The organism is Mucilaginibacter sp. PPCGB 2223, from assembly GCF_001705515.1.
GTDB lineage: Bacteria > Bacteroidota > Bacteroidia > Sphingobacteriales > Sphingobacteriaceae > Mucilaginibacter.
The window spans coordinates 552,834-573,162 of record NZ_MDJS01000002.1 but is presented as its reverse complement, the minus strand read 5'-3'; the positions used below and the strand labels follow the sequence as shown (position 1 = coordinate 573,162).

The 20,329-nt window shown below is 46.6% G+C and carries 19 protein-coding genes; 12 read left to right on the top strand and 7 right to left on the bottom strand.

Going from position 1 to position 20,329, the window contains the following annotated elements:
• Positions 1-87 precede the first annotated feature (87 nt).
• The 6 genes from mutL to BEL04_RS12940 all read left to right on the top strand — a co-directional run bounded on the left by mutL (position 88) and on the right by BEL04_RS12940 (position 7,162).
• Positions 88-1,947, top strand: a complete 1,860-nt coding sequence (gene mutL / locus BEL04_RS12965) for a DNA mismatch repair endonuclease MutL (RefSeq protein ID WP_066004506.1) — start codon at positions 88-90, stop codon at positions 1,945-1,947.
• A 22-nt stretch (positions 1,948-1,969) separates the two neighbouring features.
• Positions 1,970-2,674: a rhomboid family intramembrane serine protease gene (locus BEL04_RS12960; RefSeq protein WP_066004505.1), complete on the top strand. Its 705-nt coding sequence runs from the start codon at positions 1,970-1,972 to the stop codon at positions 2,672-2,674.
• Positions 2,675-2,708: 34 nt separating this feature from the next.
• Positions 2,709-3,572 carry a rhomboid family intramembrane serine protease gene (locus BEL04_RS12955; protein ID WP_066004504.1) on the top strand — a complete coding sequence of 288 codons (864 nt, stop codon included), beginning with the start codon at positions 2,709-2,711 and terminating at the stop codon, positions 3,570-3,572.
• Positions 3,559-4,680: an endonuclease/exonuclease/phosphatase family protein gene (locus BEL04_RS12950; RefSeq protein ID WP_066004497.1), complete on the top strand. Its 1,122-nt coding sequence runs from the start codon at positions 3,559-3,561 to the stop codon at positions 4,678-4,680. Before BEL04_RS12955 ends, BEL04_RS12950 begins: the two co-directional genes overlap by 14 nt.
• A gap of 72 nt (positions 4,681-4,752) precedes the next feature.
• Complete coding sequence (gene cysS, locus BEL04_RS12945; protein WP_066004494.1) at positions 4,753-6,213, top strand: cysteine--tRNA ligase; 1,461 nt, start codon at positions 4,753-4,755, stop codon at positions 6,211-6,213.
• Positions 6,214-6,301: 88 nt separating this feature from the next.
• Entirely contained in the window at positions 6,302-7,162 is an 861-nt protein-coding gene (locus tag BEL04_RS12940; protein WP_066004488.1) for a nuclear transport factor 2 family protein, read from the top strand.
• A gap of 8 nt (positions 7,163-7,170) precedes the next feature.
• On the opposite strand, the gene BEL04_RS12935 is transcribed toward BEL04_RS12940, so the two are convergent.
• Together BEL04_RS12935 and tilS are read right to left on the bottom strand one after the other, a co-directional pair.
• Positions 7,171-7,653 carry a hypothetical protein gene (locus BEL04_RS12935; protein ID WP_066004487.1) on the bottom strand — a complete coding sequence of 161 codons (483 nt, stop codon included), beginning with the start codon at positions 7,651-7,653 and terminating at the stop codon, positions 7,171-7,173.
• Positions 7,643-8,989 carry a tRNA lysidine(34) synthetase TilS gene (gene tilS / locus BEL04_RS12930; RefSeq protein WP_066004486.1) on the bottom strand — a complete coding sequence of 449 codons (1,347 nt, stop codon included), beginning with the start codon at positions 8,987-8,989 and terminating at the stop codon, positions 7,643-7,645. Before tilS ends, BEL04_RS12935 begins: the two co-directional genes overlap by 11 nt.
• A 53-nt stretch (positions 8,990-9,042) precedes the next feature.
• Here tilS and BEL04_RS12925 point away from each other — a divergent pair, with 53 nt between their 5' ends.
• Positions 9,043-11,370 (top strand): OstA-like protein, encoded by a 2,328-nt coding sequence (locus BEL04_RS12925; RefSeq protein ID WP_066004481.1) that lies wholly within the window; start codon positions 9,043-9,045, stop codon positions 11,368-11,370.
• On the top strand, positions 11,367-11,708 hold the full coding sequence (locus BEL04_RS12920) for a cupin domain-containing protein (RefSeq protein WP_066004479.1): 342 nt from the start codon (positions 11,367-11,369) through the stop codon (positions 11,706-11,708). The genes BEL04_RS12925 and BEL04_RS12920 overlap by 4 nt, the downstream gene beginning before the upstream one ends.
• Positions 11,709-12,062: 354 nt before the next feature.
• On the opposite strand, the gene BEL04_RS12915 is transcribed toward BEL04_RS12920, so the two are convergent.
• Positions 12,063-12,449 carry a hypothetical protein gene (locus BEL04_RS12915; RefSeq protein ID WP_083227913.1) on the bottom strand — a complete coding sequence of 129 codons (387 nt, stop codon included), beginning with the start codon at positions 12,447-12,449 and terminating at the stop codon, positions 12,063-12,065.
• Between the two features lie 120 nt (positions 12,450-12,569).
• Between BEL04_RS12915 and BEL04_RS12910 the strand changes: the two genes are divergently transcribed.
• Positions 12,570-13,943 (top strand): cytochrome ubiquinol oxidase subunit I, encoded by a 1,374-nt coding sequence (locus BEL04_RS12910; RefSeq protein ID WP_066004477.1) that lies wholly within the window; start codon positions 12,570-12,572, stop codon positions 13,941-13,943.
• Positions 13,944-13,950: 7 nt separating this feature from the next.
• Entirely contained in the window at positions 13,951-14,985 is a 1,035-nt protein-coding gene (gene cydB / locus BEL04_RS12905) for a cytochrome d ubiquinol oxidase subunit II (RefSeq protein WP_066004476.1), read from the top strand.
• Between the two features lie 160 nt (positions 14,986-15,145).
• Here the strand turns inward: cydB and rdgB are convergent, their stop codons facing one another.
• Together rdgB and BEL04_RS12895 are read right to left on the bottom strand one after the other, a co-directional pair.
• Positions 15,146-15,727, bottom strand: a complete 582-nt coding sequence (rdgB, locus tag BEL04_RS12900; protein ID WP_066004475.1) for an RdgB/HAM1 family non-canonical purine NTP pyrophosphatase — start codon at positions 15,725-15,727, stop codon at positions 15,146-15,148.
• Position 15,728: 1 nt separating this feature from the next.
• Positions 15,729-16,343 carry a hypothetical protein gene (locus BEL04_RS12895; protein ID WP_066004473.1) on the bottom strand — a complete coding sequence of 205 codons (615 nt, stop codon included), beginning with the start codon at positions 16,341-16,343 and terminating at the stop codon, positions 15,729-15,731.
• 181 nt (positions 16,344-16,524) lie between these two features.
• Between BEL04_RS12895 and BEL04_RS12890 the strand changes: the two genes are divergently transcribed.
• Positions 16,525-17,895: a peptidylprolyl isomerase gene (locus tag BEL04_RS12890; protein WP_066004467.1), complete on the top strand. Its 1,371-nt coding sequence runs from the start codon at positions 16,525-16,527 to the stop codon at positions 17,893-17,895.
• Between the two features lie 9 nt (positions 17,896-17,904).
• Positions 17,905-18,867: a MoxR family ATPase gene (locus tag BEL04_RS12885; protein WP_066004460.1), complete on the top strand. Its 963-nt coding sequence runs from the start codon at positions 17,905-17,907 to the stop codon at positions 18,865-18,867.
• On the opposite strand, the gene BEL04_RS12880 is transcribed toward BEL04_RS12885, so the two are convergent.
• Positions 18,864-19,178: a phosphoribosylpyrophosphate synthetase gene (locus tag BEL04_RS12880; protein WP_066004457.1), complete on the bottom strand. Its 315-nt coding sequence runs from the start codon at positions 19,176-19,178 to the stop codon at positions 18,864-18,866. The genes BEL04_RS12885 and BEL04_RS12880 overlap by 4 nt on opposite strands.
• 145 nt (positions 19,179-19,323) lie before the next feature.
• Positions 19,324-20,286 carry an isopenicillin N synthase family oxygenase gene (locus tag BEL04_RS12875; RefSeq protein WP_066004451.1) on the bottom strand — a complete coding sequence of 321 codons (963 nt, stop codon included), beginning with the start codon at positions 20,284-20,286 and terminating at the stop codon, positions 19,324-19,326.
• Positions 20,287-20,329 lie beyond the last annotated feature (43 nt).

Here is a 20,329-nt window from a genome sequence, read left to right as displayed (position 1 = left end):
ATAAACCGACGACATATCAGGGTGCAAAGTTATGCCATCATTTTTCTAATTTAGCAACGAAATTGAATTTGAAGGGAATTATTTTAAATGTTTGATATTATACAGCTTTTACCTGATGCAGTTGCTAACCAGATAGCCGCCGGCGAGGTGGTGCAGAGGCCTGCATCTGCAGTAAAAGAGTTGGTGGAGAACGCTATCGACGCTGGTGCCGACAAGATACAGCTGATACTGAAGGACGCGGGCAAGGCTTTGATACAGGTGATCGACAACGGCTGCGGTATGAGCATGACGGATGCCCGGATGTGTTTTGAACGCCATGCTACCTCAAAAATACGCAAAGCCGAAGACTTGTTTGCTATCCGCACCATGGGTTTCCGCGGCGAAGCTATGGCATCGATAGCAGCTATTGCCCAGGTCGAACTGAAAACCCGCCGTCTGGAGGACGAATTGGGTACTCAGATTGATATAGAAGGTTCGGAAGTGATCAGACAGGAAGCTTGCCAATGCAATGCGGGCACATCCATCTGCGTTAAAAACCTGTTTTATAATACACCGGCCAGGCGTAACTTTTTAAAGGGCAACGCGGTTGAGATGCGCCACATTATCGATGAGTTTCAACGTGTGGCTTTAGCCAACCCGCTGATATTTTTTACCATGCACCACGATGGGCAGGAGGTTTATCATTTGCCTGCCACAAGTTTTAAGCAGCGTATCATCCACCTGCTGGGCAACCAGTACAACCAGCGCCTGGTACCTGTTGAAGAAGATACCACGATTATTAAACTGCGTGGCTTTGTAGGCAAGCCCGAATTTGCACGCCGTACACGCGGTGAGCAGTTCTTTTTTGTGAACAACCGCTTTATTAAAGACGGCTACCTGAACCACGCCGTGATGACGGCGTTTGAGGAACTGTTGCCCGATGACAGCTATCCGCTGTACGTGTTGTTTATCGAGATCGATCCGTCGAAAATCGATATCAACGTACATCCTACCAAAACCGAGATCAAGTACCAGGACGAGAAGGCGATCTACGCCATTATCCGTTCGGCGGTTAAACGCGCGCTGGGTAAGTACAACATTACGCCGACCATCGATTTCGACCAGGAAAACAGCATCGAGCACCTCATTACGCCAAAACCACTGGATGAGATCGTGGCGCCGAGCATCAGGTTCAACCCCGATTTTAACCCGTTTAAAAACGAGCCGGCTTCGCCGGCACGCGAAAGCACACCGCGGTACAGCGGCGATCATCAAAAAGCGCCTGTTCCACAAAACTGGGATACTTTGTATGAGATCAGTCGCCGCGAAGAAACCCAACAGCACCAGATCGAAGTTGAGAACAATACAATAGAAGTTGAGGAGCAGCAGGTCAGCAAATCGAGCGAGCGGCAACTGATGCAGATACACAACCGATTTATCCTATCGCAGATCAAATCGGGTTTTTTACTGGTGAGCCAGCAGGCCGCACACGAACGCGTACTTTACGAGCGTTTCTTACAGCAACTGGAAACACATTCGGGCGTAAGCCAGCAAAGCCTGTTCCCGCAAAGTGTTACACTCAACGGCGCCGATTACGAGTTGTTACGCGAACTTTTGCCCGATGTACGGGCCTTAGGTTTCGATATCCGCGAGTTTGGTAAAAACACCGTTGTGGTTGAGGGCATACCGGCCGAGCTGAACAATGCCAACGAGCATACGTTGCTCGAACACTTACTGGAAGGCTTTAAAAACAATCAGGCTATTTTAAAGTTGGATAAAAGAGATAATTTAGCACGGTCGCTGGCGCGCAACGCCGCTATTAAAACCGGCACTAAACTATCGCTCGAAGAGATGAATTTACTGATCGATCAGCTGTTTGCCTGTAAAATGCCCAATGTATCGTTAAGCGGCAAGCCTATTATTATTACGTTTACGCTTAATGAGCTTTTAGAAAAATTTAACAAGTAAGAATTACGTATATCAACCTACCATGAGTCAATACAGGCCATCGCCCTTTGCTAATATAACACCGGTTGTAAAAAACCTGTTGATTATTAATTTTATATTTTACCTGGCAGAGTGGGTGTTACAGGGCCATTTTGACATGCTCGGAACTTTCTCCGCATTCTATTTCGATTCGCCCCTGTTCAGACCGTGGCAAATCATTACATATATGTTTATGCACGCTTCTAAGGACCCTATGCATATTATTGGAAACATGTTTGGCTTATTCATGTTCGGCCCTATGCTCGAATATACCATGGGCTCTAAACGTTTTTTTAATTTCTATTTTTTGACAGGCATCGGCGCTCTTTTATTACAGTTGGGTATACAGGCCCTTGAGCTTCACAGTATAACCGGTCATTTTACATTAGGAGATTTTCAGCCGCACGACATAGCAACAGCTCTTAAACTTGAAGCGATTTATGGGCCAATATTAGGCGCATCCGGTGCGATATTTGGTATTTTAGCTGGTTTTGCCTTATTATTTCCGAATGTAGAAATGATGATGATAATGATACCTTTTCCAGTTAAGGCAAAGTATTTTGTCGGATTCTATTTTTTGTATGAATTATATGATGGCATTAGTCGTTCCGGAGATAATATTGCACATTTTGCACACGTTGGTGGTGCTATAGTCGGCTTTATCCTGATCAAAATATGGGGCCTGCGCGGACCCCGACAATTTTATTAGCCAATTGGAGTTTTAAAATAATAATTGCTATTTTATGAGCACTATGTGGCAGGAAATACGGTTTAAAGTTTTGCACTCGGGCAGCAGGCTCAACCTGCTGATCGGCATCAACATCGCTGTTTATATAGTTTTGGGTTTGATAGGCGTTTTCGAAAGGCTGTCGACCGGAGGAGGCACACTCAGCCTGGCGCTGAACTCATACCTCGCCCTTCCGTCTTACCTTCCCACGCTGCTGTTCCGTTTCTGGACGCCTTTTACCTTCATGTTCATGAACCGGGGTTTGCTGACCTTCATTTTCGATATGCTCTGGTTTTTCTGGATGGGGCAGATCTTTCAGGAATATCTGGGGAACAAAAAGCTGGTCGCCATATACATTTTTGGCGGCTTAGGCAGCGCTGCCTTGTTTTTACTGGGCTTCAACATTTTTCCGTTTCTGGCTGATTACAGGCTGCACGCAACCGCTGTGGGCGCGCCCGGGTGCATCATGGCTGTAATAGTTGGTACCGCTACCCTGTTGCCCGATTACACCATATTTATGTTATTTATAGGCGCTGTAAGGCTAAAATGGCTGGTGCTGGTTTATGTGATTATTGATGTTCTTTTATTGCTCGATGAGCCGGGCGAATCTTTTGTACACCTGGGCGGCGCGCTTATCGGTTTCATATTCATCAAACAACTGCAGCGCGGTAACGATTGGAGCCGCCCGTTCGAAAGGCTTTTTCAGCCTCGTCCCAAGTTAAAAGTAGCCGTTAAAAACTCGGGGAAATTTACAAATGCCAGGCCACGGCAGGATGAAATAGATCGTATATTAGACAAAATTTCGCAAACGGGGTACGATAGTTTAAGCAAGCAGGAAAAGGAAACACTATTCAGGGCCAGCAGTGATGATAAAAGCTAACCACAAGCTTTCTTTTTTTGACAAACTGGTTTTATTTGCCAACTATGGCTTTGCATTCTCGTTACTACTCAGTTACCTTGCACCGTATGTTAGCCCGCAAACATTTTGGCCGATAGCTTTCTTCGGGCTCGCTTATCCGTTTCTGCTGTTATTCAGCCTGTTTTTTATAGTTTATTGGTTTTTCAGATCTAAAAAACACATACTGATATCTGCAATAGCTATCATTATAGGCTACCAGGCTATAACCAGCCATTTCGGCTTTCATAAGCCTACCGACGACGTGCCAAAGAAATCGGCCGGCATGATCAGGGTAATGACCTATAATGTACACGATTTCGGCAGCTTTACCTTCGGCCCGAGGGTATCCACCCTGAACGATATCTTAAAAATAGTTGATACCGAGCAACCCGATATTTTATGTTTCGAAGAGTTCTACAACGATCGTACCAGTCCCTTTAAAACACCGCACATCAGGGACACCATATGCAAAACGCTGCGTACCGATCAGTTTTTCTTTTTAGCTTTTAGCCGTAGCAATACCGGGCTTTTTGGCTTATCCATCTTTTCAAAGTACCCGATAGCCGATCATGGCTTTATCCGCCTGTCGCATAACCAGAGCGACAATCAATGTATCTTCATTGATGTAAAAGCAGGCGGCAAAACATTCAGGGCCTATTGTGTGCACCTGCAATCCATCAGTTTTGAAAAGGAGGATTACAAATACCTGGATAGTGTTACCGAAAAAGGCAAAACCGATCTCCACTCTTCAAAACGCATCGGGGGTAAGCTTAAACTGGCCTTTATCAAACGGGCGCAGCAGGTATATATGGTTAAGCAGCATGCCGCGCAATGCCCTTATCCGTACGTCATCGCCGGCGATTTTAACGATACCCCGTCTTCGTTCGCGGTAAACCAAATGGCCAAAGGCATTAAAAACGCATTCACCGAAAAAGGCTTTGGCCTGGGTAAAACCTACAATGGCGATTTCCCGAACTTCCAGATCGACTACATCATGGCCAGCCCGCAGTTTGATGTGGTAAATTATAAGATCATCGAAAAAAAATTATCCGACCACTATGCAGTGCGCAGCGATCTGGAGCTGAAGTAAAATTTCGGGTTAATTTTTGTTAAACAACAACCGTTGTATTAACACCTTACCGAAAATATGTAAGTTTGCCGCATGAAACAAAAGTTATTTGTTTACAATACCCTTAGCCGAAAAAAAGAAGAATTTATACCGCTTAATGCCCCGCATGTGGGTATGTATGTTTGCGGCCCTACTGTTTACAGCGATGCTCACTTAGGCAATTGCCGTACCTATATATCGTTCGACCTGATATTTCGTTACCTCACCCTGCTGGGTTATAAGGTGCGTTATGTGCGCAATATTACCGACGCCGGCCACCTGGAGGGAGATGCTGACGAGGGAGAAGATAAAATTGCAAAAAAAGCCAAGCTGGCACAGGTTGAGCCAATGGAAATTGTGCAGAAGTACACTGTTGGCTTTCGCGATGTAATGCGTATACTGAACACCTTGCCACCGAGCATCGAGCCTACTGCAACCGGCCACATCATCGAGCAGATCGAACTGACCAAAGAGATCCTTGCCCGTGGCTACGCTTATGAGGTCAACGGTTCGGTTTATTTTGATGTAGAGAAATACAACAAAACCCAGGATTACGGCGCGCTCAACGGCCGTCACCTTGAAGACCTGCTCAACAACACCCGCAACCTTGGCGGGCAGGATGAAAAACGCGGCAAGCTCGATTTTGCCCTTTGGATAAAAGCTAAACCCGAACACCTGATGAAGTGGCCATCGCCCTGGGGCGTGGGTTTCCCGGGCTGGCATTTGGAGTGCTCGGCCATGAGCAACAAGTACCTGGGCCATCAGTTTGATATACATGGCGGCGGTATCGACCTGGTACCTACCCACCATACCAACGAGATTGCCCAGAACGTTGCCGCCTGCGGCAAAAACCCGGCAACCTACTGGATGCACACCAATATGCTCACGGTTAACGGCACCAAAATGTCCAAATCGTTAGGTAACAGCTTTTTGCCCGAAGAACTGTTCAGCGGCGAGAACGATATCCTGAATAAACCCTACAGCCCGATGACCGTGCGCTTTTTTATGCTGCAAACACACTATCGCAGCACGCTCGATTTTTCGAACGACGCAATGGAAGCATCCGAAAAAGGATTTAAAAGGCTGATGAACGCTTACGACCTGCTGCCCGGGTTAAAAACATCCGCGCAAAGCGATGTGGATATCGAATCGATATCCAACAACTGCTACGCTGCCATGAACGATGATTTTAACAGCCCGGTTTTAATTGCCGAACTGTTCGAATGCTCGCGCATCATCAATTCGGTACACGATGGCAAAGCCAAAATAGATGAGCAGAACCTGGAAGCATTGAAAAAGCTGATGCAGACGTTCCTGGTGGATGTGCTTGGCTTAAAAAGCGAAGCGGCAGCTAACGATGAATTGCCGAACGTGCTCGATTTTATTATCAACCTGCGCAGCGAGGCTAAAAAAAGCCAGGATTATGCCACGTCGGATAAGATAAGGATAGGCTTGCAGCAAATCGGCTTTCAGTTGAAAGACAGCAAGGAAGGCACCACCTGGACCAAAATATAAACACAATTAACATACGTTTAACACATATCTGTAAAACACCTTTACCAAAATTACGTTATATTGGCTTCAATACCGGGTTATTATCAATATGAAAAAGATTATCACAACTACCATCATCACCGCCTTGTTCTGCGGGGCGGCTTTCGCACAAAAAACCGAAGTAAAAAACGTAGTCGATGCCGAACAGGCATTTAATAAAACCGTAGCAAAAAAAGGCATTAAAGAAGGTTTTTTATCTGTTTTAGATGATGAAGGAATCGTATTCAGGCCCAAACCGGTAAACGCTAAAGATTTTTATACCAATATTGATAAACAGCCCGGTAACCTGAGCTGGGAGCCAAAATTCGCGCGCATATCGGCCAACGGCGACCTGGCCTTTAGCGCCGGCCCCTATGTTTACCAGAACGGAGCAGCCGATACCGACAAGGTTTATGGCCATTATGTATCAGTGTGGCGCAAGACGCCATCGGATACCAAACTGAAATTACTGATCGATCTGGGCATTCAGCATCCTGAACCGGAGCAGGCAGAACTGGTTGATTTTAAAGAGCCCGACCTGAGCAAAGTTGCACCGCCAAGCACTGATCCGTTTGCAAGTAAAAAGCTGATATTGTATACAGATAAGACGGTGAACCAATCTCTCCCATTGTCGACCCTGGCTACGTACAAAGAGTTTTTAAGCCCCGAAGGACATTTTTACTTTCCTGGTTTTGAACCAATTGTAGGGCGCGACAAGGTTTTGCAATTCATTAACAATGAAGCTATTTCGGTTATTGCCGAAACAACCAGCGTTGGCCGTGCCGACAGTAAAGATCTGGCTTACAGCTACGGGAAGGCCCAGATTAAAAAGGGAACCATCACCAGCGATTACAATTACGTGCGCATTTGGGAATATAGCGGCGATAAATGGAATATCCTGCTCGAAGTATTCTCGGCAATAGAAAAGTAAAAGTAAAATTACTTTTTCATCTCTTCGCGTATCGCCCGCTCCAACTCATTAACGTGCTGTGAGCCGATAATATATTCCAGGCCATCGCGGTCGGTAAGGTGTATGGCATCGTTACCTGATGTAAAAAAGCGTATAGTGCCTTTTTTGTGCAGGTTATAAACCGGGTTATTGAAGAAGTAGCGGCTGTATGTCCCTTTCTCAACCTTAACGATGCTGTTGAGATCGATCTTCACCAGGCGGGTTGTCCAAAGCCCGTCGAGCATAATGCTTTTGTTTTGCACACGGGTGCGAAAGTGCAACAGGAAACCCATAATTGCCGAAATGATGAGGATGCCGAAGCCAACAACCAGCAGCAGATCGGTATTGCTTTCGCGGTCGCCCGTAAAAAAGTAGATCACAAAGCAAAAAATAGCCATTACCAGCCGTATGCTGATGGGTATCCACTCGCGGCCCAGGTACTGTTTTTCCAGAAAAGTTGGTTTATCGCTCATAATTCAGCTTGTACAGTTCGAAGATAGTAACTTTTTTGGTGTATGCGGTTACTTTATATCTGTCGTCGGCCCGGTATCCGCCAATCCATATCACATCGCCGTTGCCGTTAACCAGTACGGGCACCGTATCTTTTACGTGTACGGGCAGCTTTTCGTTCACAAAAAAATCACTCAGCTTCTTCCGGCCTTTCATACCAAGCGGATAAAAATAATCGCCTTCTGCCCAACTGCGTATGGTTAAAGGGTAACTCAGCAATTCAGCATCTATGGAAGCCGCCATTGGGTTGTCGCGTACAATCAGCGGTGAGTCATCGTGCAGTAAAGTAAGCTTATAGTCGCCACAATTAACTTCGCGTGTGCCCTGCTCTATCAACATACTGGCGCTTTTTGTGCGCCTGCGTTTGGTGAGTATCAATTGCGTTCTGTCCAGCACAAGTAAATACCCCGGCGACTCAAATGTGCGGCCGGCATGTTTATCGAGCGAAGCTATTATATCATCAACTGCCGTTTCGCTAAATCCATAATCGCTCAGCAGCCCGTATAAAAGCAGCCTTTGCGGCCGTAGTGTTTTTATTGCTTCGATGGGTATCAGGGTATCGCCCGCATATTCAACAAAAAGTTCATCATGCAGTTTTTGCGTTTGCAGCTTCAGCAATTCTTCCAATCCGCGGAAGCGCTGCATATTGCCTTCGAAAGTTTGCTCCAGGTTGGGGTTAAGCTCTTTAAGTACCGGTATTACCTGGTGCCGAAGTTTATTGCGCGCATATTTTACCGAAGCATTCGAGCTGTCTTCTACGTAGCTAAGATTTTCGGCGGCTACAATCCCGTCTACTTCATCGCGGCTTAAAAACAATATCGGCCTTACAATAAAGCCATTTTTAGGGAGGATGCCGTGCATACCGGCAATGCCTGTGCCGCGGATAAGGTTAAGCAATATGGTTTCGACGGAATCGTTTTGGTGATGCGCAACGGCAATATAATCGTAATCAAAACTTTCACGGATCTCTTCAAACCATTGGTAACGCAGCTCGCGTGCAGCCATCTGCACGGAGATTCGCCGCTGATCTGCATAATTCGCGGTATCAAAATTAACGGTATAAAACGGGGCTTCGAGTCTTTTGGCGAGGCCGGCAACAAAATCCTGTTCAAAGTCGGATTCGTCGCCCCTTAACTGAAAATTACAGTGCGCAATACCAACATCAAGGCCGGCCCGTTTAAGCAAATGAATCAGCAAAACCGAATCCCGGCCGCCGCTTACAGCTACCAGCAACCTGCTTTTGCCGTTAAAAAGCTGATGCCGGGCAATAAAATCTTGTAAGCGTTGTAAAGGCAACATTTGGTAAAATTATTTAATTTAATTACCCCAACCAAAAAACTAATTTTGTACCTGTGAATAAATATCTGTTTAGCCTGTTACTTTTACTGGCGACTGGTGTGGCTGTGGCGCAAAAAAAACCTGCCGGGAAGCCAACCGTCGTTCAGCTAATTAAATCGACGACTGCCCATGCGATAACGCTGAATGGCAAAACCATTACCAAGGTTTATCAGGGAGTCTTCCAGCAGGACAATTCGACCTTCCGTTCGGATAGCGCGTACCTTTACCAGCAGGATAACGTCCTGGATGCTTTTGGCCACGTGGTTATTACGCAAGGTGATACGCTGCACGTATTTTCGGATAAGCTCAACTATAACGGTAACACCAAAATGGCCATCCTTACCGACAACGTAAAAATGGTTGATAAGGACGCCGTACTGACTACCAATTTCTTTACTTACAATACCGGTACCCGCTACGGCACTTACAGCGGCGGCGGTAAACTGGTAAATAAGGATAATACGCTGACCAGTAAGAACGGGTATTATTTTGCATTTACACGCGACGCCTATTTCAGGTATGATGTGGTATTGAATACGCCTGACGCCATCATTAAAAACGACACCTTGCGGTATAACACAGGCACACGGATAGCTTATTTTTACGGGCCCACTCATATTTACGGCAAGGATAAGGATACCCTGTATACCGAGAACGGCAACTACAACACCCAATCCGAGCAGGCCTTTTTTGGTAAGAAAAACCTTTATAAAAAAGGCACAAAGACCCTTACCGGCGACAGCTTGTTTTACGACCGGCTGAAAGGATATGGCCGCGCATCAAAACACGTGGTATTTACCGATAAAGAGCAAAAGGTGGTCATTAAAGGCGGGCTGGGCGTTTATACCAAGGAGGATGAGCGGATGGTGATGACCATACATCCGTATGTTGTTTTGGTTGCCGAAGATTCGGTAAAGAAAGACACAACGAAGAACAAGGTTGTGATTGTTGATGCCGGGACGGGTGTGGCTCATACCATGCCTGTAGGGGCCGATACTACAGCAGTAAAGTATAAACCACAGGTCAAAATCGATTCGGCAGCCATTGCGAAAAGCAAGCCGCTGGTTAAACTTCAATCAGCAAAAAATAATAAAAACCTCAAAAAAGGATTGGCGGCGAAGGCTGCAAATACAGAGCTAAAACAGCCTGACCTGCGCACGCCGGGATTACTGAAGACCGACTCATCGAAGGTTAAGCGCGACTCGATCTACCTTTCGGGCGACACGATAGAAACGCAGATCATTACTTACCAGGAATTAAAATACCTGCAGGAGAGCAGGAAGCTTGCCGGGATGAAGGACAGCACGACCAAAGCAACGGTATCGGTTGTGTACACCAAGCCGGTAAAAGTATTGGAGCTGCTACCTGTTCGTTATTTAAATGAGAAGGACTTTCTGCACCCGGATTATTTCTCAAAAAAGAACCCCGCGGCAGATAGTTTGGCAAAGATCAGGGCTAAAAGGTTGGCCAAACTGCGGGAAGAAGCGGAAGCCAGCCGGGCAGCCGACCCGGTATATATAACCCGGAAGGTAAACCTGAGCGATACCTCGCGGGTACGTATACTGGTGGCGGCGCATCATGCCAGGATATTTAAATCTGACCTGCAGGCTGTAGCCGATTCGATATTTTTTACCTATGCCGACTCGATTGCGCGGATGTATGTACACCCGATGATCTGGTCGAGCGGGTCGCAACTATCGGGCGATACGGTTAACCTGCAGCTCAAAAATAAAAAGGTGGACAATATCGAGATGTTCCCATCGGCGTTTATTGTCAACGTAGATAAAAAGGATTCGACCCATTTTAACCAGGTTGCCGGGCGAAAAATGCGCGGATTTTTTAAGGACAATAAGATATCGTCGGTTTATGTGGATGGCAACGCCGAAACACTGTATTACGATCGCGACAGCGTAAAAATACAGCAGGTGCACCGCAGCATCAGCAGCCGTATTAAAGTGATATTTGCACCCAAAGGCGAGATCATTACCTGGTATGGCGATGAAACGCACCGCGACACACCTTTGGGCAAGCTGAAAGAGGATGATAAGATATTGAAAGGTTTCATCTGGAAACCTAAGGACAGGCCGGTATCGAAAGAATCAGTGATCAACCCGCCGCCGCCTGCCAAGCCTGAAGATAAAAAAGGCACGGTGAAGAAAGGTGCGACAGACAAAAAATCGGCAGCAAAACCGGTTACCCTGGCAAAACCGGCCCTGGTTCCTCCCGTTAAAACGGATTCGCTGAAAACTACAACCGATACCTTGAAGAAACTGGTACCCAAACCGGGCGCCATAAAAACTAATACACCTAAACCCGATACATCAAAAATAAAAAAGCCATGAGCAAACCTGCGAGCGACATCTTTCAGTTTGAGAACGAAATTGAATGGGAGGACCAGAAGAACGGCATACAGCGCCAGATATTCGGTTACGATGATAAGATCATGCTGGTAAAGGCCAGATTTGAGAAAGGTGCTATAGGCGCCATGCACAAGCACCCGCACAGCCAGGTTACCTATGTGCGGGGCGGCGCTTTTGAAATGACCATCGGCGATGAAACCCGCATTATTAAAGACGGCGACGGTTATTATGTACCGCCCAACGTAATGCACGGCGTGGTTTGCTTAGAGCCCGGCATGCTGGTTGATGCCTTTGCGCCAATGCGTGAGGATTTTATTTAAAAACTGCGGTTTGTTGGTGACAACACCAACAAAGGGCTCGGGGGCTATAGTTAATGCCCCTGCCGCTGTCGGTGAGGACACCGACAGCGGCAGGGGGACATCGGCTACAGAAGGATAGAGCGGGAGGCTGCGTTAGCGATTGCAGCGCCTGCCTGCCGGCAGGCTGGGATACCGGCCCCGTGGCTAATGCCTTTGCGCAGTATGAGCGCCCGCCTGCCGGACGGGCAGGGAAAACGCGGCCCGCAGGGAAACGCCCAGATAATCTCAGTCCACCTAAAAAGGGTTTTCCTGAATTGTTATGCCTATTAATGTTATATGCTTACAAGGGTGATAATCTCCATAGGTAATCGTGAATCAATTTAAGCCATATAGCTTTCCCAAATCAAGCCTATGGTGACCAAGTATTTCACTTTTAAGTATATCGACAACTATGATTACAAAAGTGTTTTTATCTGCTGTTGGCAGCAAAATATGTTCGTAGGTATTGGTTCCGTTTCTATAAACAAACTCTACCAACCCATTATCATAAACATACTGATTTACTAAGTGGTTGTTTACCAATTGTTCGATATAAGGCCATATATCAACAATTGCTTCTGCAGATTCAGTTACATTCACCATTGGTGAAATCATCGTGCCTTCAAATTGTTCCTGCGTTAATTCGTTTAACATTTGACTCAGCAAATTTGTAGTGAAGATACCTTTAAAAGGACCATCTTCCCCATACTCATTATTTTTCATATAGTAACATACCGGTTACAATTCATATTTTTTCTAAATTGCAAATAAGTGTTGTTATAACAGCATTGGGGGCTTTGCATTGCCGATATTTGCTGCGTACCCTCTCAAAATGAATTGTTTATGGATGTCGAAATTTTAGCCCGCATACAATTTGCCTTTACTATTGCTTTTCACTATATCTACCCGCCGCTGAGCATTGGTTTGGGTCTGGTAATGTGTGTGATGGAGGGCCTGTACCTTAAAACCGGCAAAAAGTTGTACGAGCAGATGACGCGTTTCTTCATCCGTATTTTTGCTTTGATCTTTGGTATTGGCGTGGCTACCGGCATTGTGATGGAGTTTGAATTCGGTACCAACTGGGCGGTATATTCCAAGTATGTAGGTGATGTTTTTGGCAGCGCGCTGGCCGCAGAAGGCATTTTTGCTTTTGCTTTGGAATCGGGCTTTTTAGGGGTGTTGCTGTTCGGCTGGAACAAGGTGCGGCCGTCGGTACATTTTTTTGCCACCGTAATGGTTACGCTGGGCAGCATGTTTTCGGCGGTGTGGATCGTGGTGGCCAACTCCTGGCAGCAAACGCCCGCGGGCTACCATATCGTAGGCGAAGGTATGCATGCCCGCGCACAGATCACGGATTTTTGGGCTATGGTGTTCAACCCATCATCGGTTGAGCGCTTAACGCATGTATGGCTGGGTTCTTTCCTTTCGGGATCGTTTTTGGTATTGAGCATCAGCGCTTACTACCTGCGCCGTAAACGTTATACCGAGTTTGCACAATCGGCATTTAAAATAGCATTGGTAGTAGCCACTGCATCTGCCCTGGCGCAATTATTCGTCGGGCATAAATCGGCCGATGTGGTGGCCAAATACCAGCCTGCAAAACTGGCTGCGCTCGAAGGTCATTACGATGGCTCAAAACCCGGCGACCTGTACCTGTTCGGCTATGTAGATCAGAAAAAGAACGAAACACACGGACTGTATATCCCCGGCGGCTTAAGCTTTTTGACCCACGGCGATTTTAAAGCGCCGATAACAGGACTGAATAATTTTAAAGCCGAAGATAAGCCTGCGGCGGTGAACTTTGTTTTCCAGACGTATCATCTTATGATCGCTATCGGCATGTTTTTGATAGCGCTTACCTTGTACGCCTGCTTTTTATGGTGGCGCGGTAAGCTGTTCGACAAGCACTGGTTAATGGTCATCTTTTCGTTTTCGGTATTGCTGCCGCAGATAGCCAACCAGGTTGGCTGGTACAGCGCCGAAGTTGGCCGGCAGCCCTGGGTGGTATATGGCCTGTTGCGTACGTCGAAGGCATTATCGCAGGCGGTAAAGGCGGGGTCGGTCGTGTTTTCGCTTATCCTGTTTACCTGGGTATACCTGGTGCTGTTCAGTTTGTTTATTTACCTGCTCAATAAAAAGATAAAACACGGGCCGTTTGATGAGGAAAACCTCGATCACAGCCCGCGGCATATTGAAATGGCAGATTCGTTAGTGTAATTTGATTATGGCAACATTTTTAGGCATTGATTACCCTACCTGGTGGTTTTTACTGATAGGCGCGGTGTTTACCGGTTATATTATACTGGATGGTTTCGACCTGGGTGCAGGCATTGTACACCTGTTTTTTGTGAAGGAACAAAGCCGCCGTATTGCCCTGAACGCCATAGGCCCGGTTTGGGACGGTAACGAAGTTTGGATAGTAATTGGCGGCGGCGCCTTATTTGCCGGCTTCCCCGAAGTTTATGCCTCGCTGCTCTCGGCTTTTTACGTGCCATTCATGTTGTTTTTAATGGGGATAGTTTTCAGGGCGATATCCATCGAGTTCAGGAGCAAAGAGCCTATGCAATGGTGGCGCCGGATGTGGGATTTTAGTTATTGCGCATCGAGTACGCTCATCGCCTTTTTACTGGGCGTGATCTTAGGTAACGTAACGCAGGGCATCAACATGGGGCCCGATCATGTTTTTCGCGGCAGCTTTATCGATTTTATCAATCCTTATTCGATCCTCACCGGCATTACCACCGTTGCCCTGTTGATGATGCACGGCGCCATTTACCTGGTGATGAAAACTGAGAATCGTTTGTACGTAAAACTCACCATCATCGTTAAAAACGCCACCATCTTTTTTGTGATGATGATCCTGCTCACTTCGTTTTATACCCTGCTGTACCTGCCCAATATGGCTATCGTTATCCGCCGTTTCCCCGAGTTATTCATTATCCCGGTAATGATGGTACTGGCCGTGGCCAACATTACCCGACAGATCACCAAACGTAAATACCTGTACGCGTTTATCTCATCGGCAGTTACCATCAGTCTGCTCATGGTGCTGGTAGCTATTGAGCTTTATCCTAACATGCTCATTTCAACACAATCAGCAGCTAATAATTTAACCGTTTATAACGCCTGCTCATCGCAAAAAACATTGGGCATTATGCTCGTCGTGGCGGGTATAGGCGTGCCGCTGGTGGTGGCCTATACTACCTTTGTGTTTATCACTTTTAAGGGCAAGGTGAGTTTGGATGAGATGAGTTATTAAGAGGCTTCTAAACAAAAGTTGTTCATTTCGAACGAGGTACGAGAGAGAACTATACTCTTGAGCGGGATAGAGTTCGGTCTGTGTGAGCGAAAAAATCTTCTGCTACATTCCTGTCTATAGCAGAGGATTTCTCCCTATAGTCGAAATGACAAGATGACTATTATTGCTGCTTCAAAAACCCTACCATCTTCTCCAGCGCCCTTGCCCGGTGGCTGATGCTGTTCTTCTCTTCCATCGTCATCTCGGCAAAGGTAATGTCGTAGCCGTCGGGCTGGAAGATCGGGTCGTACCCGAAACCTTTTGCGCCGAAGCGTTCGCGGCGGATGGTTCCTTCAACCGTTCCTTCAAAAAAGTATTCTTTGCCATCTAATATCAGCGATATCACGGTGATGAATCTCGCCCGGCGGTCGGTTTTACCCTCCAGGTTTTTGAGGACTTTATCAATATTGGCATCGTGGTTGCCGTGTTCGCCGGCATAGCGCGCCGAGTAAACGCCAGGTTCGCCATTCAGGGCCATTACTTCTAAGCCACTGTCATCGCCAAAGCAGTTTAGCTTAAATTGCTGGTAGATTGTTTGGCTTTTGATGGATGCATTGACGTGGAAAGTGGTGCCGGTTTCTTCAATATCGCCGGCAAAACCAATGGCATCCAAACTTAAAATATCAAACTGATCGCCGATCTTAGCGGCAACCTCCTCGATCTTATGGGCATTATTGGTAACAAAAATTAATTGCTGCGGCATATTACAATTGCTTCATTTGTTCCCAGAAGGCTCTGGCTTTTTCACGGTCGGCCAGCATATCGCTAAAGCTGTCGGTAAGTAAAGCTTTAAAACCATTTTTTTCGAGCAGCTGGTTAAATACCAAAGTGTCCCAGCCCGGTAAAATGCCTTGCTGGCCAAGGATCAATAAACGCGCTGGCTTAAAAAACGCATGTATTTGTTTGGCCGTTGCATTGGCATGCTGCGCCAGGTTAATAATCGCCACATCATCCAAAGTCAGTTCCTTACGCTGCAAAGTGCTGATCAGTGCCGCCAGGTGTTTCTCGTCCATACCCTCCAATTCCGGATAATGACAAACTATTAAAAAGCCCTTTGCATTCTTACCCGAATAATTAAAGTTTACAACTGTCGGTTGCGTTACAGGTTCGGTAACTAAGGGCGCTTCGTTAGCTGGCTTTGCCGGGACAGGTACCGGAATCTCACCAACAGCTTTTGCTACAGGTATTTCTGCGACAACTGGTTCATCGGGGATTGCCGTAACCGGTGAGGGCGCATCAACGCGGCCTATATCGCTTTTGCTGAGATAGATCTGTTCGTTCAGGATAAAGGGCAAAGCGGCCGGATTCTCGATGATCATTTAACAAATTTTAACCAAAAATAGGCAAATAGTTCATACCTTAATCAGCATATTCGCAGTGCACAAGCTAATTGGTTTGTATTGAGAAGATAATTTTACAATCAAACTCAATTAATTTTCCGAAATTCGGGGCCGCATCGGTTTAAAAACCGGTGTATATTATTTAGAAGCAAAGAGATACATGAGAAAGTTTGGGTTAACCCTTTTTATTTTATTTACTACCTTAACATTAGTTAACGCTCAATATAAAACCTTGGATAAGATAGCTGCCGTTGTTGGCGGCGGCATTATTTTACAATCGGATATTGAAAGCCAGTACGCCAGCTACCTGGCGCAGGGCAATACGCCAAACCCGGCCATCAAATGTTATGTGCTGCAGCAATTGCTTACCCAAAAACTGCTGGCGCAGCAGGCCGTGATCGATAGTGTTACCGTTAACGACGACGATGTTGATAACGAAGTTGACCGCCGGATGCGCGCCATGATACAACGCGCGGGCGGGCAAGACCGCCTGGAGCAGTTTTTGGGCCGCCCGGTCATCCAGTACAAGGATGAGATACGCCCTGAACAAAAAGAGCAGATGATTGCCGAAAAGATGCGCCAGAAGATCACCGAAAAGGTAAACGTTACACCGTACGACGTTAAACGCTATTACGAATCGATCCCAAAAGACAGTTTGCCATCGTACAATAAAGAGGTTGAGATCGGCCAGATATCCTTTGTACCGAAACTTACTGCAGAGGAAAAACAATTTTATCGTACCAAAGCCGAAGAGCTATTGGCCCGTGTAAAAAAAGGCGAAGATTTTGGCAACCTTGCCCGTTTATATTCGCAGGATCCGGGCTCGGCGCCTGATGGAGGCGATCTGGGTTTTGCAGACCGTTCGGGCTATGTTAAAGAGTTTGCCGCTATGGCTTTCAAATTAAAAGCGGGCGAGGTATCGCCGGTGTTTGAGACCGATTTTGGGTTCCACTTTTTACAGGTGATTGAGCGCCGGGGCGAGCAGGTACACGTGCGCCACATCCTGATACGCCCTGAACTGACACAAACTGCCATCAACCGCGCCAAGGCAAAAGCCGACAGTATTTATGACCTGATGATCCACAACAAGAAGATCGATTTTTCGGCAGCAGCAGGCTTTTACAGCGACGATAAAGACACCAAATACAACGGTGGTATGATGCTGAACAACGAGAACGTGCAAAGTCGTACAACTTATATCCCTACCGATAAGCTCGACCCGCAAATGGCTTTGATTGTTGACACTTTAAAAGTCGGCGAGATATCAAAACCTGCCTTTTTTACCTCACAGGATGGTAAAAAAGATTACAAAATATTATACCTCCGCTCAAAAACCGACGCCCACAAAGCTAACCTGACCCAGGATTTCCCGAAACTGAAAGAATTGGCCTACCAGGATAAAGTGAACCGCGTGGTGAGCGAATGGTTTGAAAAAAGAAGGAAAGATACCTATGTACGTATCGATCCGGAGTTTCAAACCTGCCCGCAACTAAAAACATGGACAGTTACCGCAAGCGCCCCAGCAAAGTAAAATAAACCTATGCAATACCAAAACGACGTTGAAGCAGCCGATGCCTTAAAGGCAGCCTACCAGGAAATACGTGCCGAAATAGGCAAAGTAATTATTGGCCAGGATGATGTTGTCAAGTCGGTATTGATATCCATTTTCAGCAACGGGCATTGCCTGTTGGTTGGCGTGCCGGGTTTAGCTAAAACCTTGCTGGTGCAAACCGTAGCCAAGGTGCTCGACCTGAATTTTAACCGCATACAGTTTACGCCCGACCTGATGCCTTCGGATATCATCGGTTCGGAAATACTGGGCGAGGACAGGCACTTTAAATTTATCCGCGGACCGGTATTCGCCAACATCATCCTGGCCGACGAGATCAACCGTACCCCACCAAAAACCCAGGCTGCCTTATTGGAAGCCATGCAGGAAAAATCGGTTACCGCAGCCGGCGTTACCCATCACCTGGAACAACCGTTTTTTGTACTGGCTACGCAAAACCCCATCGAACAGGAAGGAACATACCCGCTGCCCGAAGCACAGCTCGACAGGTTTATGTTCAATGTAACTTTGCATTACCCTACCCTTGCCGAAGAGATACAGGTGGTAAAAAACACGACAGGCTCGAAAGTAAGCGACGTAAAAAAGGTGCTCGACGGTAAACAGATTGTTTATTTTCAGCAGTTGGTGCGCAACATCCCGGTTACCGACCATGTGCTGGAATATGCCGTTAAACTGGCCGCCAAAACCCGCCCGCATACCGAGTTGGCTACCGCCGATGTAAACCGCCTGTTAAGCTGGGGAGCAGGGCCAAGGGCATCGCAGTTTTTGGTGCTTGGCGCAAAATGTCATGCGGTCATCTCCGGCAAATACTCGCCGGATATTGAGGATGTACAGGCGGTTGCCAAAGCTATTTTACGCCACCGCATTGTACGCAGCTACCAGGCCGAAGCCGAAGGTATCAGCGCTGATCAGCTGATCGAAAAATTGTTCTAATCGGCCATTTTCAGGCTGTTGATAAAGGCGCTTTTCTTTTCGTCGGCGTACATTCCATAAGCATCAACAATAAGGCCTTTTAAACCCGAGGCGCTTTCGATGGCATAAACTACCGAACTATCTTCGGGGTCGCTCGCGCCTTCAAAACGGTAAACTTCAGTTATCTTCAGTTCGAGCGGGTTAAACTGTATGCCTTTGCGGTCGCAGAACAGATAATCGTCCTTAAAATCAAACTCATCAACATAGCCGCGCGATTTAAGATCGGCCAGAGCCTGCGAAACGGTTGCATAATTGTAATGATCGGCTTTCATAATTGTATTGCTTTAATGTGCAGATATGCAAATGTGCTGATGTGCGAATTATTTTAACGTTTAGCCACCCCGAATGTTTTTAATGTGCGGACATGCAAATAGTATAAAAATCATTTGCACATCAGCACATAAACTCATTTGTACATTATTTTTTCAGGCCGATCTCGCGTAAACGCTCATCGAGGTATTCGCCTGCGGTAATATCGCTGAACATTTTCGGGTGCTCGGCATCAATGGTTGATGGTAAGCTGGTGAGATCCATTTCCGAACGCGGGTGCAAAAAGAACGGTACCGAATAGCGCGAAAAGCCCATCAGTTCGCGCGGCGGGTTAACCACGCGGTGGGTTGTCGATTTGAGTTTACCGTTTGTTAAACGCTGCAGCATATCGCCTACGTTCACCACAATATCCTCGCCTTCGGCTTTTACCGCATACCATGATCCGTCGCGGGTCAGCACTTCCAAACCATCAGCGCTGGCGCCAATGAGTAAAGTGATCAGGTTGATATCCTCATGCGCTCCAGCCCTTACCGCATCTGGCGGTAACGAATCAGGATCCAGTATCGGGAAGTAGTGTAACGCGCGCAGTATCGAGTTACCGTTGTGTATCTTATCGTCAAAATAATCCTCAGGCAAATTCAGATAAACTGCGATAGCTTTCAATATCTGCGAACCCGAAGCTTCCAGTTTTTTGTAAATCTCCGAGGTGATCGGATAAAACTCGGGCAATTCTTTCACTTGTACGTTCTCCGGGTATTCGTCCTTAACCGGGTCGCCATCGGTAACGGTTTGGCCAATCTGCCAAAACTCTTTCAAATCGGGCACCTTGAAACCTTTAGCAGTTTCTTTGCCTTTGCTGGTATAACCGCGCTGGCCGGCCAGTTCGGGGATCTCGTATTGCAGCTTGGTTTCTTCGGGCAAGGCAAAAAGTGTTTTTACCTGTTTATACAACTCGTTTATTACTTCTTTACTTAATCCGTGGTTGGTAATGGTAACAAAGCCTGTTTCGTTGAAAGCTTTGCCCAGATCATCCGAAAACTTCTTGCGTTGTTCGGCCGAACCCTTAACCCAATCGTTAAGGTCGAGACGTGGAATGTTTACTGTACTCATAACTTTTATTTAGATGTAAAAGGACAATTTATGGAATTTTATA